This window comes from Pseudomonas sp. JAI111, assembly GCF_024809425.1.
Classification (GTDB): Bacteria; Pseudomonadota; Gammaproteobacteria; order Pseudomonadales; family Pseudomonadaceae; genus Aquipseudomonas.
Genome location: NZ_JANUCB010000012.1, coordinates 170471 through 189031, shown reverse-complemented (window position 1 = coordinate 189031; position 18561 = coordinate 170471). Strand labels below are relative to the sequence as shown.

At 61.1% G+C, this 18561-nt stretch carries 15 protein-coding genes; 12 read left to right on the top strand and 3 right to left on the bottom strand.

Features of this window, described 5'->3' with window-relative positions; all coding sequences use genetic code 11:
- The first annotated feature begins 13 nt into the window (after positions 1-13).
- The 3 genes from HNR03_RS28640 to cysC are packed head-to-tail and all read left to right on the top strand — an operon-like array spanning position 14 to position 8871.
- Positions 14-6727 carry an Ig-like domain-containing protein gene (locus HNR03_RS28640; RefSeq protein ID WP_259157468.1) on the top strand — a complete coding sequence of 2238 codons (6714 nt, stop codon included), beginning with the start codon at positions 14-16 and terminating at the stop codon, positions 6725-6727.
- Positions 6728-6767: 40 nt separating this feature from the next.
- Entirely contained in the window at positions 6768-8282 is a 1515-nt protein-coding gene (locus HNR03_RS28635; RefSeq protein ID WP_259157467.1) for a TolC family protein, read from the top strand.
- The gene (gene cysC / locus HNR03_RS28630; protein WP_259157465.1) at positions 8266-8871 is read left to right on the top strand and encodes an adenylyl-sulfate kinase; all 606 of its coding nucleotides are present in this window, start codon (positions 8266-8268) and stop codon (positions 8869-8871) included. Before HNR03_RS28635 ends, cysC begins: the two co-directional genes overlap by 17 nt.
- 196 nt (positions 8872-9067) lie before the next feature.
- Here cysC and HNR03_RS28625 read toward each other — a convergent pair whose 3' ends face one another.
- The 3 genes from HNR03_RS28625 to HNR03_RS28615 form a co-directional block, all read right to left on the bottom strand.
- Positions 9068-9451, bottom strand: a complete 384-nt coding sequence (locus HNR03_RS28625; protein ID WP_259157463.1) for a DUF6124 family protein — start codon at positions 9449-9451, stop codon at positions 9068-9070.
- Between the two features lie 346 nt (positions 9452-9797).
- Positions 9798-10556, bottom strand: coding sequence for a slipin family protein (locus HNR03_RS28620; RefSeq protein WP_208670610.1), 759 nt, complete (start codon positions 10554-10556; stop codon positions 9798-9800).
- Between the two features lie 2 nt (positions 10557-10558).
- Positions 10559-11092, bottom strand: a complete 534-nt coding sequence (locus tag HNR03_RS28615) for an NfeD family protein (protein ID WP_259157462.1) — start codon at positions 11090-11092, stop codon at positions 10559-10561.
- Positions 11093-11296: 204 nt separating this feature from the next.
- Between HNR03_RS28615 and HNR03_RS28610 the strand changes: the two genes are divergently transcribed.
- The 9 genes from HNR03_RS28610 to HNR03_RS28570 all read left to right on the top strand — a co-directional run bounded on the left by HNR03_RS28610 (position 11297) and on the right by HNR03_RS28570 (position 18300).
- Positions 11297-11758, top strand: a complete 462-nt coding sequence (locus HNR03_RS28610) for an aminoacyl-tRNA deacylase (RefSeq protein ID WP_222589273.1) — start codon at positions 11297-11299, stop codon at positions 11756-11758.
- 135 nt (positions 11759-11893) lie between these two features.
- Positions 11894-12148: a DUF2789 domain-containing protein gene (locus HNR03_RS28605; protein ID WP_259157461.1), complete on the top strand. Its 255-nt coding sequence runs from the start codon at positions 11894-11896 to the stop codon at positions 12146-12148.
- An 88-nt stretch (positions 12149-12236) separates the two neighbouring features.
- Positions 12237-12443 (top strand): antitoxin, encoded by a 207-nt coding sequence (locus HNR03_RS28600; RefSeq protein ID WP_259157460.1) that lies wholly within the window; start codon positions 12237-12239, stop codon positions 12441-12443.
- Between the two features lie 107 nt (positions 12444-12550).
- Positions 12551-12979: a MarR family winged helix-turn-helix transcriptional regulator gene (locus HNR03_RS28595; protein ID WP_222589274.1), complete on the top strand. Its 429-nt coding sequence runs from the start codon at positions 12551-12553 to the stop codon at positions 12977-12979.
- Positions 12976-15048 (top strand): FUSC family protein, encoded by a 2073-nt coding sequence (locus HNR03_RS28590; protein ID WP_222589275.1) that lies wholly within the window; start codon positions 12976-12978, stop codon positions 15046-15048. Before HNR03_RS28595 ends, HNR03_RS28590 begins: the two co-directional genes overlap by 4 nt.
- The gene (locus HNR03_RS28585) at positions 15045-15254 is read left to right on the top strand and encodes a DUF1656 domain-containing protein (protein ID WP_010464893.1); all 210 of its coding nucleotides are present in this window, start codon (positions 15045-15047) and stop codon (positions 15252-15254) included. The genes HNR03_RS28590 and HNR03_RS28585 overlap by 4 nt, the downstream gene beginning before the upstream one ends.
- The gene (locus HNR03_RS28580) at positions 15251-16138 is read left to right on the top strand and encodes an HlyD family secretion protein (protein WP_222589276.1); all 888 of its coding nucleotides are present in this window, start codon (positions 15251-15253) and stop codon (positions 16136-16138) included. The genes HNR03_RS28585 and HNR03_RS28580 overlap by 4 nt, the downstream gene beginning before the upstream one ends.
- The gene (locus tag HNR03_RS28575) at positions 16135-17583 is read left to right on the top strand and encodes an efflux transporter outer membrane subunit (RefSeq protein WP_259157459.1); all 1449 of its coding nucleotides are present in this window, start codon (positions 16135-16137) and stop codon (positions 17581-17583) included. The genes HNR03_RS28580 and HNR03_RS28575 overlap by 4 nt, the downstream gene beginning before the upstream one ends.
- An 81-nt stretch (positions 17584-17664) precedes the next feature.
- Positions 17665-18300 (top strand): NADH:ubiquinone oxidoreductase subunit N, encoded by a 636-nt coding sequence (locus HNR03_RS28570; protein ID WP_259157458.1) that lies wholly within the window; start codon positions 17665-17667, stop codon positions 18298-18300.
- Positions 18301-18561: the final 261 nt, after the last annotated feature.

Here is an 18561-nt window from a genome sequence, read left to right as displayed (position 1 = left end):
TCGGGTGAGCAGCATGTGGTGGAACAACGGCAAATCGCAAAAGGTCCAGGGCGCGCCAGCACTGGCATCGCCGATGATCATGTCCCTGGAGCCGCGCATGCTGTTCGACGGCGCGGTCGCGGCCACGGTGGCCGACGCCGCCCAGCCCGACAGCCACCCCACGGCTGATGCTGCCAAGGCGCCGACGGTCGATCACCCGGCTGCCAGCAAAGACACCCATGGCCAGGCGGACAACGCTTCGGCTGCGACTCCCGCACCGGCGGCAACCCCCACTGCCGTACCCGGCCAAAGCGTGGTGTTCGTCGACTCGCGAATCAAGGATACCGACAGCCTGCTCACAGGTGTGGCACCAGGCACCCAAGTGGTGACGCTGGACGCCACCAAGGACGGCTTGCAGCAGATTGCCGCTTACCTGGACACCCATCAGGGTGTCAGTTCGGTGCAGATCATCGCCCACGGCAACGCCGGCGACCTGTGGCTCGGCAACAGCTACCTGTCGGCTGACAATGTCGCCGCCCGCAGCGAAGTGCTGGCCCAGATCGGCAAGGACATGAACGTCGGTGGCGATATCCTGATCTATGCCTGTAATACTGGTGCCGGGGAACGCGGCGTCAGCTTTGTCGATTCCCTGGCGCAACTCACCGGCCGCGATATAGCCGCGTCCACCAACCGTACCGGTGTGGGCGGTGACTGGGATCTGGAAATCGCCACCGGCAGTATCGAAAGCCGCAACGTGCTGTCATCCGCCTCCATGGCCGGCTACCAGTACAGCCTGGCGACACTGACCGTGCTCAATAACGGCGACTCGGGCGTGGGCTCTTTGCGCCAGGCCCTGTCCGATGCCGTGGCCGGTGACACAGTTACCTTCAACAGCAGCATGATTGTCGGGCTGAACTCGCAGCTGACCATCACCAAGAACGTAACCCTTGATGGTGACCTGAATAACGACGGCATTGCCGATGTCACCCTTAACGGCCAGTACAAAACCCGCGTGGTGCAGGTGACTTCCGGCGTCACTGCGACCTTTGACGGCCTGATCATCAAGCAAGGCATGGTGGCCGGTGCGGGCGCGGCGGCAGGGACGGACGGCGCAGGAGCGATGGGCGGCGGTATTTTCAACTCCGGTAACCTGACCCTTAAAAACGTTACCGTGACCGATAACGCGGCCTCGGGCGGCGGTGGCGGTGGCGGTGTGACCTCACCTTATGTCGGCGGCGCGGTGGGCGGCGGCGGCGGTGGTGGCGGCGCGCTGGGTGGTCAACTCGGTGGTCATGGCGGCACTTCGGGGTTCGGCACTGGCGTTTATGGCGGTACAAGTGGCTCGGCCGGTCATGGCGGCAATGGCGGGGGATACAACCCTAACTACATGGGCGGTCGAGGTGGCGGGACCGCTGGCGGTGCGGGAGGTGCTGGCGCTGCCAACTACAGTAACGGCGGCAACGGTGGCACAGCGAACAACGGCACGGTTTCCATCGGTGGTGGTGGCGGTGGCTCCGGTTGGGACAAGCCCGGCCGGGCCGGCGCTTCGGCGTCTGGCGGTATCTACAACGCCTCGAGTGGCACCCTGACGGTTGTGGGTACGTCCGTTATCTCCAACAACGTCGCGGCTGGCGGTGGCGGTGGTGGTGGCGGTGGTCTCGGCGGCTCTGCCGACCCTGGTGGTGCGGGCGGCAAGGGCGTTGGCGCGATCTGGAACAAAGGCACCCTGCTGATGACGGCGGCCAACTTCGGCGCAATGGCCGGCAATGTCGGCGGCAGCGGTTCGGGCGGACCCGCCATGGGCGGTGGCGCAACGGGCACCTCCCCGGCCGCAGTGAACAACATTTTCAATGATGGCGGTACGGTCAATACCAACTACGCACCGGACGTGACCCCGCCCACCGTGTCGAGCATCGTGGTCGGCACCACAAACCTGAACTCCGGCGGCACGTCGCAGGTGACCATCACCTTCAGTGAAGCCGTGACCGGCTTCACCACGGCCGACCTGACCGTGGCCAACGGCTCGGTCAGCGGGCTCAGCAGCGGCGACGGCGGCGTCACCTGGACTGCGACCCTGACCGCCGCGGGCAATATCAATGCACCGACCAACGCAATCACCCTAAACACCTCGGGGGTGCAGGATTTGGCGGGTAACGTCGGCACCGGTTCCGGCACCTCCAACAATTACGTGATCCACGACACCGTGGCGCCGACGTCGACTATCGTGGTGGCGGATACCGCGCTGAACATCGGTGAATCCTCGCTGGTGACGATCACCTTCAGCGAGGCCGTGACCGGTTTCACCAACGCCGACTTGACCGTCGTCAACGGCACGTTGACGGCCGTGACCAGCAGCGACGGCGGCATCACCTGGACGGCGACCTTCACCCCGACCGCCGGCCTGACTGACAGCACCAACATCATCACTCTGGACAAGACCGGCGTACAGGACCTGTCCGGCAACGCCGGGGTCGGCGTGACCAGTTCGAACAACTACGCCATCGACACCCAACGCCCGACGGCGACCATCGTGGTGGCGGACAACGCGCTGAAAATTGGCGAAACCTCGTTGGTGACCTTCACTTTCAGCGAGGCCGTGACCGGTTTCACCAATGCCGACCTGACCATCACCAACGGCACGCTCACCGCAGTGAGTACCAGCGACGGCGGCATCACCTGGACGGCTACCTTCACGCCAACCGCCAGCATCACTGACACGACCAACCTGATCACGCTGGATAACACCGGGATCGTGGACCTGGCCGGCAACGCTGGCTCGGGCACCACCGATTCCAACAACTACGCCATCGACACCGTGCGCCCGACCGCGACCATCGTCGTGGCTGACACCGCACTGAGCATCGGCGAAACCTCGCTGGTGACCATTACCTTCAGCGAAGCGGTGACCGGCTTCACCACGGCGGACCTGACGGTGGCCAACGGTTCGGTCACCGGGCTCAGCAGCGCCGACGGTGGTATCACCTGGACTGCAACGCTGAGCCCAAGCACGAGCATCAGTGACACCACCAACCTGATCACTCTGGACAACACGGGCGTGCAGGATCTGTCCGGCAATGCGGGGGCCGGTTCTACCAACTCGAACAACTACGTCATCGATACCGTGCGCCCGACGGCGACCATCGTGGTGGCCGACAATGCGCTGAAAATCGGCGAAACCTCCTTGGTGACCTTTACCTTCAGCGAGGCTGTCACCGGTTTCACCAACGCCGACCTGACCATCGCCAACGGCACGCTCACCGCAGTGAGTACCAGCGACGGCGGCATCACCTGGACGGCCACCTTCACGCCAACCGCCAGCATCACTGACACGACCAACCTGATCACTCTGGACAACACGGGCGTGCAGGATCTGTCCGGCAATGCCGGGGCCGGTTCTACCAACTCGAACAACTACGCCATTGATACTGTGCGCCCGACGGCGACCATCGTGGTGGCCGACAATGCACTGATCATCGGCGAGACCTCGCTGGTGACCATCACCTTCAGCGAGGCGGTGAGCGGTTTCACCAACGCCGACCTGACTATCGCCAACGGCACCCTCACCGCAGTGAGCAGCAGCGACGGCGGCATTACCTGGACAGCCACCTTCACCCCGAGTGCGAGCATCAACGACACGACCAACCTGATCACCCTGGACAACACCGGGATCGCCGACCTTGCGGGCAATGCCGGGAGCGGCACCACCGACTCCAACAACTACGTCATCGATACCATGCGTCCTACCGCCACGATTGTAATGGCAGACAGCACCCTGACAGCGGGGGAAACCTCGCTGGTGACCATCACGTTCTCCGAGGCGGTCAGCGGTTTCACCAACGCGGATTTGACCATTGCCAACGGCACGCTGACGGCGGTGAGCAGCAGCGACGGCGGCATCACCTGGACCGCCACCTTCACGCCGACGGTTGGCGTGAATGATTCGACCAACGTCATCACCCTGGCCAATGCTGGTGTCGCCGATCTGTCCGGAAACGCGGGCAGCGGCACCACCAATTCCGGCAACTACACGATCGACACCGTGCTGCCGACGGCCACCATTGTGGTCGCCGACAATGCGCTGAAAATCGGTGAAACGTCCCTCGTGACGATCACCTTCAGCGAAGCCGTGACCGGTTTCACCAACGCCGACCTGACCATCGCCAACGGTACGCTCACCGGAGTGAGCAGCTCCGATGGCGGCATCACCTGGACAGCGACCTTCACGCCGACCACCAGCATCACCGACGCCACCAACCTGATCACGCTGATCAATAGCGGCGTGCAAAACGGCTCGGGCAACGCTGGCAGCGGCACCACCGATTCCAACAACTACGCCATCGACACCCAGCGTCCAACCGCGACCATCGTCGTGGCTGACTCAGCTCTGGGCGTGGGTCAGACCAGTCTTGTGACCATCACCTTCAGCGAGGCAGTGAGCGGATTTACCAACGCGGATTTGACAATCGACAACGGCACCCTGAGCAATGTCAGCAGCAGCGATGGCGGCATCACCTGGACCGCCACTTTGACCCCTGTGGCCGGCATTACCGCCACCAGCAACATCATTAACCTGGACAACTCCGGCGTTCAGGATCTGGCCGGGAACACAGGCAGCGGCACCACCGACTCCAACAACTACGTCATCGACAGCCAACGCCCGACCGCGACCATCGTGTTAAGCGATGCGACCCTGAAGCCGGGCGAAACCGCGTTGGTGACCATCACCTTCAGCGAGGCTGTCAGCGGCTTCGACAACAGTGACCTGACCATCGCCAACGGTACCTTGAGTGCGTTGAGCAGCAGCGACGGCGGTATCACCTGGACCGCAACCTTTACCCCGACTATCGGTGTGACGGACGCCACTAACGTGATCACCCTGAACAATACCGGTGTCAGCGATCTGGCTGGCAACACCGGGACAGGGGTTACCAATTCGGCCAATTACGTCGTTGAAACCCAAGTGCCGACCGCGACCATCGTGATCGCCGACAACGCCCTCAAGGTCGGTGAAACGTCGGGGGTAACCATCACCTTCAGTGAAGCTGTGAGCGGTTTCAGTAACGCTGACCTGACCATCGCCAACGGCGCGTTGAGCAACGTCAGCAGCAGCGACGGCGGCGTCACCTGGACTGCGACCTTCACGCCTTCTGCCAATGTGACGGACACCACTAACCTGATCAGTCTGGACAACAGCGGCGTGATCAACGCTTCTGGCAACGCCGGCGTGGGCGTGACCGATTCCAACAATTACGCAATCGACACGGCGCGTCCTGCTGCGACCATTGTGGTGGCAGACAACCGCCTCGGCATCGGCAAGACCACCACGGTGACCATCACCTTCAGCGAAGCGGTGTCCGGTTTCGACCTGTCGGACCTCAGCGTGGCCAATGGCGTGCTGTCCAACCTGGTCAGCAGTGACGGCGGCATGACCTGGACCGCGACCCTGACGCCGACGGAAAACATCAACGATGCCACCAACCTGATCCTGCTCGACACCGGCAACGTGGCCGATGCCGCCGGCAACGCCGGTGCCTCGATTGCCATCTCCAACAACTACGCCCTCGACGCCACCCGCCCGACCGCCACCATCGTGGTCGCCAACCCGCATTTGGGCATTGGCCAGACGACACTGGTGACGATCACCTTCAGCGAGGTGGTGAGCGATTTCGATCTGTCTGATTTGAGCGTAACCAACGGCGAACTGAGCAACCTCACCAGCAGCGACGGCGGCAAAACCTGGACCGCGACCTTCACGCCGACCGCGAACATGTCCGACCCGAGCAACTTCATCGCCCTCGACACCAACAACGTCTCCGATCAGGCAGGCAACACTGGCAACAGCGTCGCGGTGTCGAACAATTACGCCATCGACGGCGAGCGGCCGACCGCCACCATTGTCATCGCCAACCCGAACCTGGGCGCCGGCCAGACGTCGCTGGTGACGTTCACCTTCAATGAAGCCGTCAGCGGGTTCGACCTGTCTGACATCAGTGTGGCCAACGGCACATTGTCCAACCTGTCGAGCAGCGACGGCGGCATCACCTGGACAGCGGTGCTGACGCCGAGCGCCAACGTCAATACGGCCAATAACGCCATCAGCGTGAACACCTCGGGTGTCAGCGATGCGTCCGGCAATGCCGGCGTGGGTCTCAGCAGCTCTAACAGCTACGCCGTCAACACGGTAGCAACAACCTCGCCGCTGGTGATTGTGCCGGCGGATCCGGAATTCCGCATCACGCAACCGGTGACCGTGCCTGATCAACCCAACGTGCCATTGCAGCCGATTATCTTCAGCCCACCGAGCGGCACTCTCGGCTCGCCGCTGACGTTTGCGCCGTTGTTCGAAGACCGGGTGATCGGCAACGGCATCCGGCCGCTGGGCGACATTTTCATGAATCACGGCGCGTTGACGCCAAGCTTCATTGCACAGGTATTCAGCAGCAGCGAGAGCGGTGGTGATGGCACGGGCCACGGTTTCCTCGGTTTTGGCGGCGGCGATGGCGGGGTGTTCAGCACCAGCACTTTGTCGAGTCTGTTCAATCAGGACACCGCCAGTGAACGGGATTCGCTGAACACTTTTGGCAGTCATTCGATCAAGGGCGGGGATGCTTCCGAGGGACTGCGCGGTGTGTTTGGCGCGTTGACCCTGAACCAGCAATTGCAACAGCTCAAAGACACCGAGCAACAGCAGGTCGACCGCTTGGCGGCGGCGTTGAAACAGGTCGGCATCAGCGAAATGCAGGCCTGAACAGTTTTAAAAACAATGCGCAATCCAGGGGCAGTCAAGGATGAATAGAAGTCAGAAGTTATTCGGCGCCAGCCTGCTGGCGCTGGCGATCAGCGGATGTGCGGTCAAAAGTGAACCGATCGAGCGTAGCGTCAGCGAACAGCGCGCCAAGAGTGATCTACAAACGATGTACACCGGTCAGGAGCCCCTCAATGGTCCGCTGACTCTGCACCAGGCAATGGCCCGCGCGGTGAAATACAACCTCGAAGGCCGGCTCAAGATCATGGAAGAAGCGTTGGCCAAGCGCCAACTCGACCTCGCCAGCTTCGACATGCTGCCGCGCATGGCTCTCGACGCAGGCTATGTCGGGCGCAACAACCAGGGTGCCTCCAGCAGCCAGAGCGTGCTGACCGGCACCCAATCCCTGGAACCTTCGACCTCCCAGGACCGTGACCGCCGAGTGGCCGACCTGACCATGGTGTGGAACGTCCTCGATTTCGGCGTCAGTTACATCAGTGCCAAGCAGCAGGGTGACCAGCGCCTGATCGTGCAGGAACGTCGGCGCAAGGTGATCAACACCATCGTCCAGGACGTGCGCTCGGCCTATTGGCGCGCAGTGGCCGCCGAACGTCTGCTGACTCAGATCGACAGCCTGATGGCCCGGGTCGATACGGCGCGCAGCAACAGCCAGAGCATGAGCACACAACGCATCGGCGATCCGGTCGTGGCGTTGGGGTACCAGCGCTCGCTGATCGAGGCGACACGCCAGTTGCAAGAGCAGCGCCGCGCCTTGTCGTTGGCCAAAACCGAACTGGCGACGCTGATCAACCTGCCGATGGGCACCGATGTGAAACTGGCGACCCCGGATGACTACTCGATTCCGCAATTGAAGGTCGGCATGGCCAGCCTGGAACACGAAGCCCTGGCCAGCCGACCGGAACTGCGTGAACAGGATTACCAAACCCGAATCAGCACCGCCGAAACCCGTAAAGCCATGCTGCGGCTGTTGCCGGGGCTGGAGTTTTCGGCCGGCGGGCATTACGACAGCAACTCGTTTCTGGTCAATGACAAGTGGGCCGACTACGGCGTGAAGCTGACCTGGAACCTGTTCAACGTGATTTCCGCACCAGCCGCGATCAACGTGGCCAAGGCGGGCGAAGAAGTCGCCAAGGCGCGCCGCCAGGCCATGTCCATCGCCGTGCTGGCCCAGCTCTACGTGGCCAACGCCAACTATCAGGAGGCGCTGCATCAGTTCCAGACCAATCAGGAGTTGTCGAGCATCGACGGGCAGATTCTTGGGCAGTTGCGTAACCGTCATCAGGCGGCGGGCCTCGGTGAACTGGACCTGATCCAGGGTGAACTGAATACGTTGCAGGCGGATTTGCGCCGTGACCTGTCCTATGCTGATCTGCGTAACGCCTACGGTCAGATTTTCGCCAGTGCCGGCCTCGATCCGATGCCGGACGAGGTCCAATCCACCGAAGTCCAGTCCATTGCCACCGCGTTGGCCAACCGCGAGGCGGCATGGGCGTCGGGCGATATCAGCATGCAGGTGACCCATGCCCCCGTCCAATAATCTGCGCGCGCCGACAGCGAGCATCAGCCGCGAACAGCGTGAGGTGCGTAATGGTCATCACGGCACGGCGATTCTGCTGACCGGTTTGCCGGCGGCGGGCAAGTCGACGCTGGCGCAGGCGTTGCACGCCAAACTGTTCGAGAGCGGCGTGCAGAGCCTGGTGCTCGATGGCGACGGACTGCGGGTCGGGCTCAATCGCGACCTGGGTTTTACCGACAGTGATCGTCTGGAGAACATTCGCCGAGCCAGTGAAGTGGCGGCGCTGTTGGTGGAGAACGGGCAGATCGTCATCCTCGCCATGATCGCTCCGCTGGTTGAGCTACGCGCGGTGTTCGCCAGGCGACTGGGCGAGGACTACCGCGAAGTCTGGTGCAGCGCTTCGTTGGTGGTGTGCGAGCAGCGCGATCCCAAAGGTCACTATGCCCGGGCACGTCGCGGTGACCTGGCGGGATTTACCGGCGTTTCCGCGCCCTATGAAACACCGCCGTCGGCTGCCTTGGTGCTCGACACCGGCGTGCTATCGGTTGAGGCGTGCCTCGACCGCTTGCTGACCTGGCTCGGCGAATGCGCGGTGCTGCCGAGGCGATGAGTCGAGCGGCCTGCGCGCGCTTGAACGAGAGTGCGGCAGTTGCCAAGCCATGTATCGACTGTACTGAAGCCATCGCGAGCAGGCTCGCTCCCACATTGATTTTTGGTCGTACACCAAGGCTGTGTTCGCTGAAAATCAATTGTGGGAGCGAGCCTGCTCGCGATGACGGTGGTCAATTCACCACCAATCTACCCGGCTAAACCTTGGTTTGAGCCTTCTCCATCTGCAACGCCTCCCAATGATCCAGCGCTCGCTCGACAAGCAATTGCACACCATCAGCCATGCGGCTAAGCGCCAGGGCTACTGAACGCCGCGTGCCGTCGACATCGTCCGCCAGATCGGCCGCAATGGCGCTGATCGACAGCAGGTCTTCGGACGCGTTGGCCAGTAGGGATTCGGTGTCGATGTCGGCAGAGACAGTGAAGAGATGACCTTTGCGCCGCTTGGCTGGTTTTTCGGCGGTCGGGGGGAAGTAGTGGGCGAAGGCGCGGTCGGCGGCTTCTTTGAGTTTTTCGGCTTCGAGAGATTCTTCAGAATCGGTGCCAGGGTCAGCTGGCGGATTCGGAGTTACTTTGATCATATAAAACACCCTAAACAGTAAGTTGGAGCCGTCACCGTTCGCTTGCACGCGAATGGGGTGGCGGCCGTGCGCAGGTGTGCAAGACCGGGACTGTTTAGGACACCCAGCAGATCCGAGGATCTCCTGCGCGCAGCCGCCATAAAGCAGTGAGCCTGTAAAAACTCATTGAGAGATAGGGCAATTGCGACCTAAACAGTTTCGTCGGACTTGCACGTCCGTGTCACCGTTTATTCAGTGACAAGGCCAGACTAGACCCGGCTTTGGGCGGTAACAACTTCACCAACACCACTACAACTTGAAGGAAATCTCCGACGCAGCTACCGGACGTTGGTGTTCGCGCGGAAAGTCAGGATTTACCCGACAAATCCGCCATCCCCTTGAGCAGCTCGATCGGCAGCGGAAAGACAATGGTCGAACTCTTGTCCCCGGCTATCGAACTCAGCGTCTGCATGTAACGCAACTGCATCGCCCCCGGCTGGCGGCCGAGCATTTCTGCCGCCTGCATGAGTTTTTCCGAGGCCTGCAATTCACCTTCGGCGTGAATCACCTTGGCCCGGCGTTCCCGTTCGGCCTCGGCCTGTTTGGCGATGGCGCGGATCATCGATTCGTTGAGGTCAACGTGCTTGATCTCGACGTTCGCGACCTTGATGCCCCAGGCGTCAGTCTGGGCGTCGAGCACTTGCTGGATGTCGATGTTCAGGCGTTCGCGTTCGGCCAGCAGTTCATCAAGTTCATGTTTACCGAGCACGGCCCGCAACGTGGTCTGCGCCAGTTGGCTGGTGGCCATGAGGAAGTCTTCGACCTGGATGATGGCTTTCTGTGGATCAAGCACACGGAAATACAGCACGGCGTTGACCTTGACCGAAACGTTGTCGCGGGTAATCACGTCTTGTGGCGGTACGTCGAGCACGATTGTCCGCAGGTCGACCCGGACCATTTGCTGGACCACCGGAATCAGCAGAATCAGACCAGGGCCTTTGACCTGCCAGAAGCGTCCGAGCTGGAACACCACGCCGCGTTCGTATTCGCGCAGGATGCGAAAGGTCGATCCCGCCAGCGCGATCAGCAGTAACAGCAGCGCGGCAAAACCCAATTGCAGGCCCATGTTTATTCTCCACCCGGCGCCGCGTCAGCCGCGGCCACTTGCAGCAGTAATCCCTTGCGGCCCACCACCCGGACCTTTTGCCCGGGTTGCAGCGGGGTGGCGCTGAATACTTGCCACTGTTCTCCTTGCAGATGCACCCAACCGTTGCAGGCGCTGTCGGCCTGCAGCGATGTGACTGCGGTCACGCTGCCCAACAGCTCGGCATCGCCTGTGACGGCGTGGCGCGGCCGGGTTTTCAAGGCGCGGATCAGCAGGTAAATCAGCAGCAGCGCACTGATCAATCCCAAGCCGATCACCAACGGCACAGGCACTTCGGTGTTGGTCAGAATGATTGCGCCAATCACAAACATCGCGATGCCGCCCAGACCGATCACTCCGTAATTGGGTAGCGCTGCTTCGGCGATCAGAAATGCAATGCCGAACGTGATCAGCCAGATCCCGATGGGGTTGGGAACCAGCAGCACGACGGTGTCGGCGGCGAAAACCGATCCGCTCAAGGCCAGCAGCAGCGCAACTAAACAGCAGCGAGTGTTCACGTGACCCTCCGGGAGAGTCAGGGTGTTCTGTGGTGTTCTGTATACAGTCTAGCTGAGCGGTTGGCTGTACGATTTTTGATCAGATGTCGACGTCTGCCGACGAGCAGATTTCCCACCGGATAGCCCCGGCGGGCCTAAACTTTTAAGGGTGTAAAAGGGTTAATCACTGTCCGCCAAAGGTTGTTGCGGACACCGAGGTGCATCATGCGTATGGCAAGAACCGTGCAGAGCAGCCTGGACAAGGCGCGCTGCGAATATGACATCGTTTCCCACCCTCACTCGGCCAGCAGCCTTGAAACTGCACGGCTGGCCGGCATTCCTGCCGAACGGGTGGCCAAGTCGGTGATCCTCGACGACAAACACGGGCATTACTTGATGGCCGTGCTGCCGGCCAGTCGTCATCTGGACTTGAGTAAAGTGCGCAGCAGTGGCGAATGGCAGGTCTCCCGGGAAAGCAATCTGCCGCACCTGTTTGAGGATTGTGAACGCGGCGCCGTGCCTGCCTTGGGCGAAGCCTATGGGCTTGATGTGGTCATCGACCCGTTGTTGACCCGTCAGAAAGACATTTACCTGGAAGCCGGCAACCACACCAATCTGCTGCACATGGACATGCCGCAGTTCCTGAAAATGGTGCCCCATGCCGAGGTGCGTGAGTTGAGCCAATGATTTTGCGGCATCAGTGATACCGTCATCGCGAGCAGGCTCGCTCCCACAGGGAAACGCGATCAACTGTGGGAGCGAGCCTGCTCGCGATTGACTGCAAAGCAGTCATCCATCATTTGCCATAAAAAGGAGCCAACCATGGAATCCCCAACCCACAGCCTTCCCTCGCTGTTCAAACAACTCGGCCTGGACAACGACCCAGTCAGCATCGACCAATTCATCGCCACCCATTCACCGCTCAAGCCTGAATTGCATCTGGCGGACGCGTTTTTCTGGACCCAGAGTCAGGCGGACTTTTTGCGCGACGAGATTCTCGATGACGCGGATTGGGCGGAGGTGGTGGATCAACTGGATGTGATGTTGAGGAAGGGGCGGGGGGGTGTGAATATTTGAACATAAAACCTTGTTACAGCTTTTCTAAAAGACATTTCCTCAGCTGAAGTAGCTTTCATGGCTTGGAGTACGACTATGAGAACGAGTCATGCAACGTGTTTTGGCAGAAAGAGTCATCAGCTTCTCTGAGTTCGCGAAAAACGTGAATGCGACAGCACGTGAAGCGCAAGACGGACCTATTGCGGTGGTGGAAAGCAATAAGATCAAGGCCTATCTGGTTTCGGCAGATTTTTACGAAGATATGTTGGCGCGCCTGGGTGATTTCAGTCTGGCTCCTAAATCTCCGCATGCTTAAGAATTGTTTCAAAACTTGACCAGCTTTCCCCTCCAATGCCATATTGATAGTTAGCAAACTAACAGTGTGTGTTTCCCCTCGTGCCGAAAACCCTCGACGCTCTCCAGATGAACATCAGCAGCTCCATGGTGGTGGCCGCCAGGCATTGGCGCAAAATCTGCCAGACCACGCTGGTCAACTATGGAATTTCCGAAGCCTGCGCCGTCCCGTTGCTGATGATCGGGCGTTTGGGCGAGGGCGTTCGGCAGGTGACGGTGGCGCAAGCGGCGGGGATGGAGAGTCCGTCGCTGGTGCGTCTGCTCGATCAGTTGTGTCATGCCGGCTATGTCTGCCGCACCGAAGACGTCCATGACCGGCGCGCCAAGTGCCTGAGCCTGACGCAAACCGGCCGGGAGTTGGTGCAAGCGGTTGAAGTGGAGCTGGTACGCCTGCGTCATGAAGTGCTTGAAGGGATCGACCAGAGTGATCTGGAAGCGACGCTGCGCGTGTTGAAAGCGTTTGAAGCGGCCAACGCGCCGTCGGTGGCCAACCCTTGAGCGGATTTTTCACTGGCGTTCCTCCAGCACGGGACTGGTTCTACGGGGTACGCACGTTCGCCGCTTCGATGATCGCGCTCTACATCGCCATGCTCATGCAAATGCCGCGTCCATATTGGGCGATGGCGACCGTGTACATCGTCTCCAGCCCGTTTGTCGGTCCTACCAGTTCCAAGGCGCTATACCGTGCCGTCGGCACTTTTCTCGGTGCGGCGGCAGCGGTTTTTTTCGTGCCGATGTTCGTCCAGAGCCCGTATGTGCTGGTGGTGGTGATCGCGCTGTGGACCGGGACGTTGTTGTTCCTGTCCCTGCACCTGCGCACGGCCAACAGTTACGCGCTGATGCTCGCCGGCTACACCTTGCCGCTGATCGCCTTGCCGGTGGTGGATAACCCGTTGGCGGTGTGGGACGTGGCCGAAGCGCGAACTGAAGAAATCTTCCTCGGCATCGCGGTAGCAGCGGTGGTCGGCGCGATGTTCTGGCCTCGACGGCTGGCGCCGGTGTTCAACGATTCGGTGAGCAAGTGGTTCGCCGACGCCTCGACTTACAGCCAGCGTTTCCTCAGCCGCAACGTACAACCGGACGAAGTCAGTGCCTTGCGCTCGGCGATGGTCGCGACCTTCAACAGCCTGGAATTGATGATCGGTCAGCTGCCCCACGAGGGCGCGCGGCCGCAGACGGTGCGCAATACCAAGGAACTGCGCGGGCGAATGATTCACTTGCTGCCTGTGATCGACGCCCTTGATGACGCGTTGTATGCCCTCGAACGACGCACCCCCGAACTTGTGGATAAGTTCGCGCCGGTGCTGGCCGCGACCACCGAATGGCTCGACCACAAGGATGCGGACATCGGCCGATGGCAGGCGTTGAAAGACCGGCTCGAGGCGCTGCAACCGTCCGCCGAAGCGTTGGATGATCGCAAGCAACTGCTGTTTTCCAACGCGCTGTATCGCCTCGGCGAGTGGATCGACGTGTGGCAAGACTGCCGCAGCCTGCAACAGGCGATTCAGTGCGAAAGCCAGGACAGCTGGCGTGCGGTGTATCGGCATTGGCGCCTGGGTCGCCTGTCGCCGTTTCTCGACCGTGGATTGATGCTCTATTCGGCGGCGTCCACGGTGACTGCGATCATCGTCGCCTCGGTGTTGTGGATTCTGCTCGGCTGGACCGACGGCGGCGCCGCGGTAATTCTGGCGGCGGTGGCGTGCAGCTTCTTCGCTTCGATGGACGACCCGGCGCCGCAGATTTTCCGGTTCTTTTTCTGGACCGCGATGTCGGTGCTGTTCGCCAGCCTGTATCTGTTTCTGGTGCTGCCCAACCTGCATGACTTCCCGATGCTGGTGCTGGCGTTTTCGGTGCCGTTCATTTGCATCGGCACGCTGACGGTCAAGCCGCAATTCTATCTGGGCATGCTGCTGACCCTCGTCAACACCTCGTCCTTCATCAGTATTCAGGGCGCCTACGACGCGGATTTCCTCAGCTTCGCCAACTCCAACCTGGCCGGCCCGGTCGGCTTGCTGTTCGCGTTCGTCTGGACCTTGATCGCCCGGCCGTTCGGGGCGGAACTGGCGGCCAAGCGCCTGACGCGTTTCAGCTGGCGCGACATCGTCAGCCTCAGCGAACCGGCGTCGCTGGCCGAACACCGGCACCTTGGCGTGCAGATGCTCGATCGGCTGATGCAGCATCTACCGCGCCTGGCGATGACCGGGCAAGACACCGGTATTGCGTTGCGGGAAGTGCGTGTGGCTTTGAACGTGCTCGACTTGCTCGCTTACACGCCGCGAGTGGTCGGTACGCCGCAAGCGTTGCTGCATCAAGTGGTGGCCGAGGTCGGCGAGTACTTCAAGGCGTGTCTGAAGGCTGGCGAACGATTGCCCGCCCCGAGTCCTCTGCTGATGACGCTGGATCGCGCCCGCCGCTCGTTAAATACCGACTGCGATGACGGCGCGCGCCTGCACTTGCTGCACGCGTTGAGCGGATTGCGTCTGGCCTTGCTGCCCGGTGTTGAATTCGTCAGCGCCGGTGAACTCGAAGAACCGCTTCCCCATGGCATTGATGGAGCGCCTTTATGATCGGTGACCTGGATATCAGCGGGGTCTTCCTGCCCACGCTGCTGGTGCTGATGGGCATTACGTATCTGTTGTTCCTGTTGGTGCACGGGTTGCTGACACGCCTGCACTTTTACCGTCTGGTCTGGCACCGGGCATTGTTCAACGTGGCCCTCTACGCCTTGCTGCTCGGCGCCGTGGACTCACTCAGTCGATACCTGATGACATGAAAAAACCTTTTTTGACCCTGGGTCGCGTAGTCCTGACCCTGCTGATCGTGAGCTTCGCCGTCGTCGTGGTCTGGCGCATGGTGATGTATTACATGTTCGCCCCGTGGACGCGGGACGGGCACATCCGTGCCGATATCGTGCAGATCGCCCCGGACGTATCCGGGCTGATCCAGCAAGTGGAGGTGCGCGACAACCAACTGGTGAAGCGCGGCCAGGTGCTGTTCAGCATCGATCAGGACCGTTTCAAACTGGCGTTGCGCCAAGCCAAAGCCGCCGTGGCCGACCGTCAGGAAACCCTGGCCCAAGCGCAACGCGAAGCCAAGCGTAACCGTGGTCTGGGCAATCTGGTGCCCGGCGAGCAACTGGAAGAGAGCCAGTCGCGGGTGGCCCGCGCCGAAGTGGCGTTGATGGAAGCCCAAGTGGCGGTGGACAGCGCCCAGCTCAACCTCGACCGCTCGACCATCCGCAGCCCGGTGGACGGTTACGTCAACGACCGTGCGCCGCGCGCGCAGGAATTCGTCACGGCCGGACGCCCGGTGTTGTCGGTGGTGGACAGCAATTCGTTTCACATCGACGGCTATTTCGAAGAAACCAAACTGGACGGCATTCACGTCGGCCAGAGCGTCGACATTCGAGTGATCGGCGACCGCGCACGCCTGCGCGGCCACGTGGAAAGCATCGTCGCCGGCATCGAGGACCGTGACCGCAGCAGCGGCAGCAATCTGCTACCCAACGTCAATCCGGCCTTCAGTTGGGTGCGACTGGCCCAGCGGATTCCGGTGCGGATCGCCTTCGACGACGTGCCGGCGGATTTCCGCATGATCGCCGGCCGAACCGCCACCGTATCGATCATGGATGACCAGCCGCAGGAGCCCGCGAAATGAGCAGGGCCTCAGGTTTGGCGGTCGCCGGATTAGGTTTGTTGCTGTCGGCCTGTCAGGTGGTCGGGCCGGATTATCATTTGCCGGATGAGGCCGCCATCCACCGAGAAGATTTGCAGGGCGACCTGGCGGTCGACGGCAAAAATGTCGTTTCCGCCCCGGTGCCCGCCGATTGGTGGCGCTTGTATCAGGATCCGCGCCTGGACCAATTGGTCCAGCAGGCGATGGCCACCAACACTGATCTACGCGTGGCGGCGGCGAGCCTTTCCCGGGCCCGCGCTCAGGTCGATGAGGCGCAAGCCGCCGGTGGCTGGAGCGGCGGCGTGAAGATGGGTGCCCAGCGTCTGCAGGAATCCGGCGAAGCCTTTTTGATACCGGAGAAAGTGCCGGTGGCCAACGTCGGCGACATCGGCATTACCACCTCGTATCAATTCGACCTGTTTGGCACGCTGCAACGCGGTATTGAAGCCGCCAAAGCCAATGCCGATGCGTCACAAGCGGCTGCCGATACGGCGCGAATTACTTTGGTGGCCGATGTGGTCCGGGCCTACACCCAGGTGTGTGCGGCCAACGAAGAGCGGGAAATTGCCCAGCATTCCCTCGACCTGCAAGCCCAGGGCACCACGCTGATCCAGCGTCTGCGTGATGCCGGGCGCGGCGATGAAACCCAGGTCACTCGCTCGCAAACCCAATTCAAATCCTTGCGCGCCGACATGCCGCGTTATGAGGCCGCGCGTCAGGCCGGGTTGTTCCGCTTGTCGATGCTGTTGGCCAAACCGGTCGACCAATTGCCAGCCGGCACCGCCACCTGCGCCGAATTGCCGAAAATTACTCAATTGTTGCCGGTCGGTGACGGCGCCACTTTGCTCAAACGCCGCCCTGACGTGCGTCAGGCCGAACGTCGATTGGCCGCCGCGACCGCCGGCATCGGTATCGCCACGGGCGAGTTGTATCCCGACATCAGCATCGGCGCGACGGTCGGTACCGTCGGCATTCTGGATAACCTCGGCAAACCGTCGACCAATCGCTGGGGCTTCGGGCCGTTGCTGAGCTGGACCGTACCGTCCAACGGCTCTCGGGCGCGAATCCGTGAGGCGGAAGCGACGACCCAGGGCACGCTGGCGCATTTCGACGGCGTGGTGCTTAACGCCATCCGCGAGACCCAGACCAGCCTGGCGCAGTATTCCGCGCTGTTGCAGCGTCGCGATGCGTTGGCCGACGCCGAACAGTCGGCGCAATTGGCCGCCGACCAGACCCACCGTTTCTTCCAGGCCGGCCGTGCGTCGTTTCTGGCCGACCTGCAAGCGACCCGCACCTACACCGATGTGCGGGCGCAACTGGCTTCCGCCAACACCCAAGTAGCGATGAGCCAGATCGACTTGTTCCTCGCCTTGGGCGGCGGCTGGGAAAGCGGACGAACGCAAGGCACGAACGCCAGCAAACCCTGAGGCCGTTGCTATGCTTTGACTTGATGGAGTCGCGCGTCGACTTCATCGATCAAGGCTCGCGTTGGTCATGGGGATCTAATAATGAAAAACCCTTATGCTCCCGGCTTCTGGTGCGCTATCACGGCATTGGTTTTGCTGTCGGCCACCTATTTCTACGGCGTCATGCTGTCTCACCAGATCGACAAGGCTCTGGTGTTTCTCGACAGCGCATCCGCACTGATTGCCGCGATGGCAATCGTCGTGGTCGCCTGGGCTTCCGTCCAGGGGCAGCGCATCAAAAAAAGACAACTCGAACAAGGCAAGACGCTGGTGCTGATCTGGGACACCAAGGTGGCTTTGCGTCGGGTCGAAACGGTGTTTGACCGGTATTTCTGGGGCAGCTACTGGCAACCGGGGCGCACGTTCCAGGAAGTCATGGGTGAACTCACCGGCACGCCGCTGGAAAAAAGCCTCGAGACCTTGAAAAAACAATGCCTTGAACTGGACAAGCAGGTTTCCGACGATGGCTGGCACTGGCTCAATAATGCCCGTGAACTTTCCGACGTGGCGGCCGCCATGGCCCGTGAACGCTATCAGCTGGACTTCTGCGATCCTCGCGCGGAAGTCACGGGCGGGGCGGTGATCAATCGGGATTTTGAAGTGCTGGTGTATACGTGGACGGCGCGGCTGAAAAGTTTTGATCATCAGCTGGATGAGATTGAGGTCCAATATTCCTGAATTGAATTCGCCTGAACCGACGCTATCGCGGGCAAGCCCGCTCCCACAGGGATTTCACCGAACCTGTGGGAGCGGGCTGGCCCGCGATAGCGATTTCCTGTGCGCTGAAACTCTCAACCCTTGCGAACGGTCCATAGACACTCTTTAACCTTTAATCATTGGGTCGCCCAACGCGCCTGATGCTAATCTGCTTCGCACTTTTCGCGCAGTCGTGACCGCAACCCGACATGGGTTCAGGGAAGACGACACACTCTTAACAAC

What these genes read in the sequence shown, in the direction of transcription:
- HNR03_RS28640 (WP_259157468.1), top strand. Translation starts at nt 14, where the DNA reads ATGTGGTGGAACAACGGCAAATCGCAAAAGGTCCAGGGCGCGCCAGCA.
- HNR03_RS28635 (WP_259157467.1), top strand. Translation starts at nt 6,768, where the DNA reads ATGAATAGAAGTCAGAAGTTATTCGGCGCCAGCCTGCTGGCGCTGGCG.
- cysC (WP_259157465.1), top strand. Translation starts at nt 8,266, where the DNA reads ATGCCCCCGTCCAATAATCTGCGCGCGCCGACAGCGAGCATCAGCCGC.
- HNR03_RS28625 (WP_259157463.1), bottom strand. Translation starts at nt 9,451, where the DNA reads ATGATCAAAGTAACTCCGAATCCGCCAGCTGACCCTGGCACCGATTCT.
- HNR03_RS28620 (WP_208670610.1), bottom strand. Translation starts at nt 10,556, where the DNA reads ATGGGCCTGCAATTGGGTTTTGCCGCGCTGCTGTTACTGCTGATCGCG.
- HNR03_RS28610 (WP_222589273.1), top strand. Translation starts at nt 11,297, where the DNA reads ATGCGTATGGCAAGAACCGTGCAGAGCAGCCTGGACAAGGCGCGCTGC.
- HNR03_RS28605 (WP_259157461.1), top strand. Translation starts at nt 11,894, where the DNA reads ATGGAATCCCCAACCCACAGCCTTCCCTCGCTGTTCAAACAACTCGGC.
- HNR03_RS28600 (WP_259157460.1), top strand. Translation starts at nt 12,237, where the DNA reads ATGCAACGTGTTTTGGCAGAAAGAGTCATCAGCTTCTCTGAGTTCGCG.
- HNR03_RS28595 (WP_222589274.1), top strand. Translation starts at nt 12,551, where the DNA reads ATGAACATCAGCAGCTCCATGGTGGTGGCCGCCAGGCATTGGCGCAAA.
- HNR03_RS28585 (WP_010464893.1), top strand. Translation starts at nt 15,045, where the DNA reads ATGATCGGTGACCTGGATATCAGCGGGGTCTTCCTGCCCACGCTGCTG.
- HNR03_RS28580 (WP_222589276.1), top strand. Translation starts at nt 15,251, where the DNA reads ATGAAAAAACCTTTTTTGACCCTGGGTCGCGTAGTCCTGACCCTGCTG.
- HNR03_RS28575 (WP_259157459.1), top strand. Translation starts at nt 16,135, where the DNA reads ATGAGCAGGGCCTCAGGTTTGGCGGTCGCCGGATTAGGTTTGTTGCTG.
- HNR03_RS28570 (WP_259157458.1), top strand. Translation starts at nt 17,665, where the DNA reads ATGAAAAACCCTTATGCTCCCGGCTTCTGGTGCGCTATCACGGCATTG.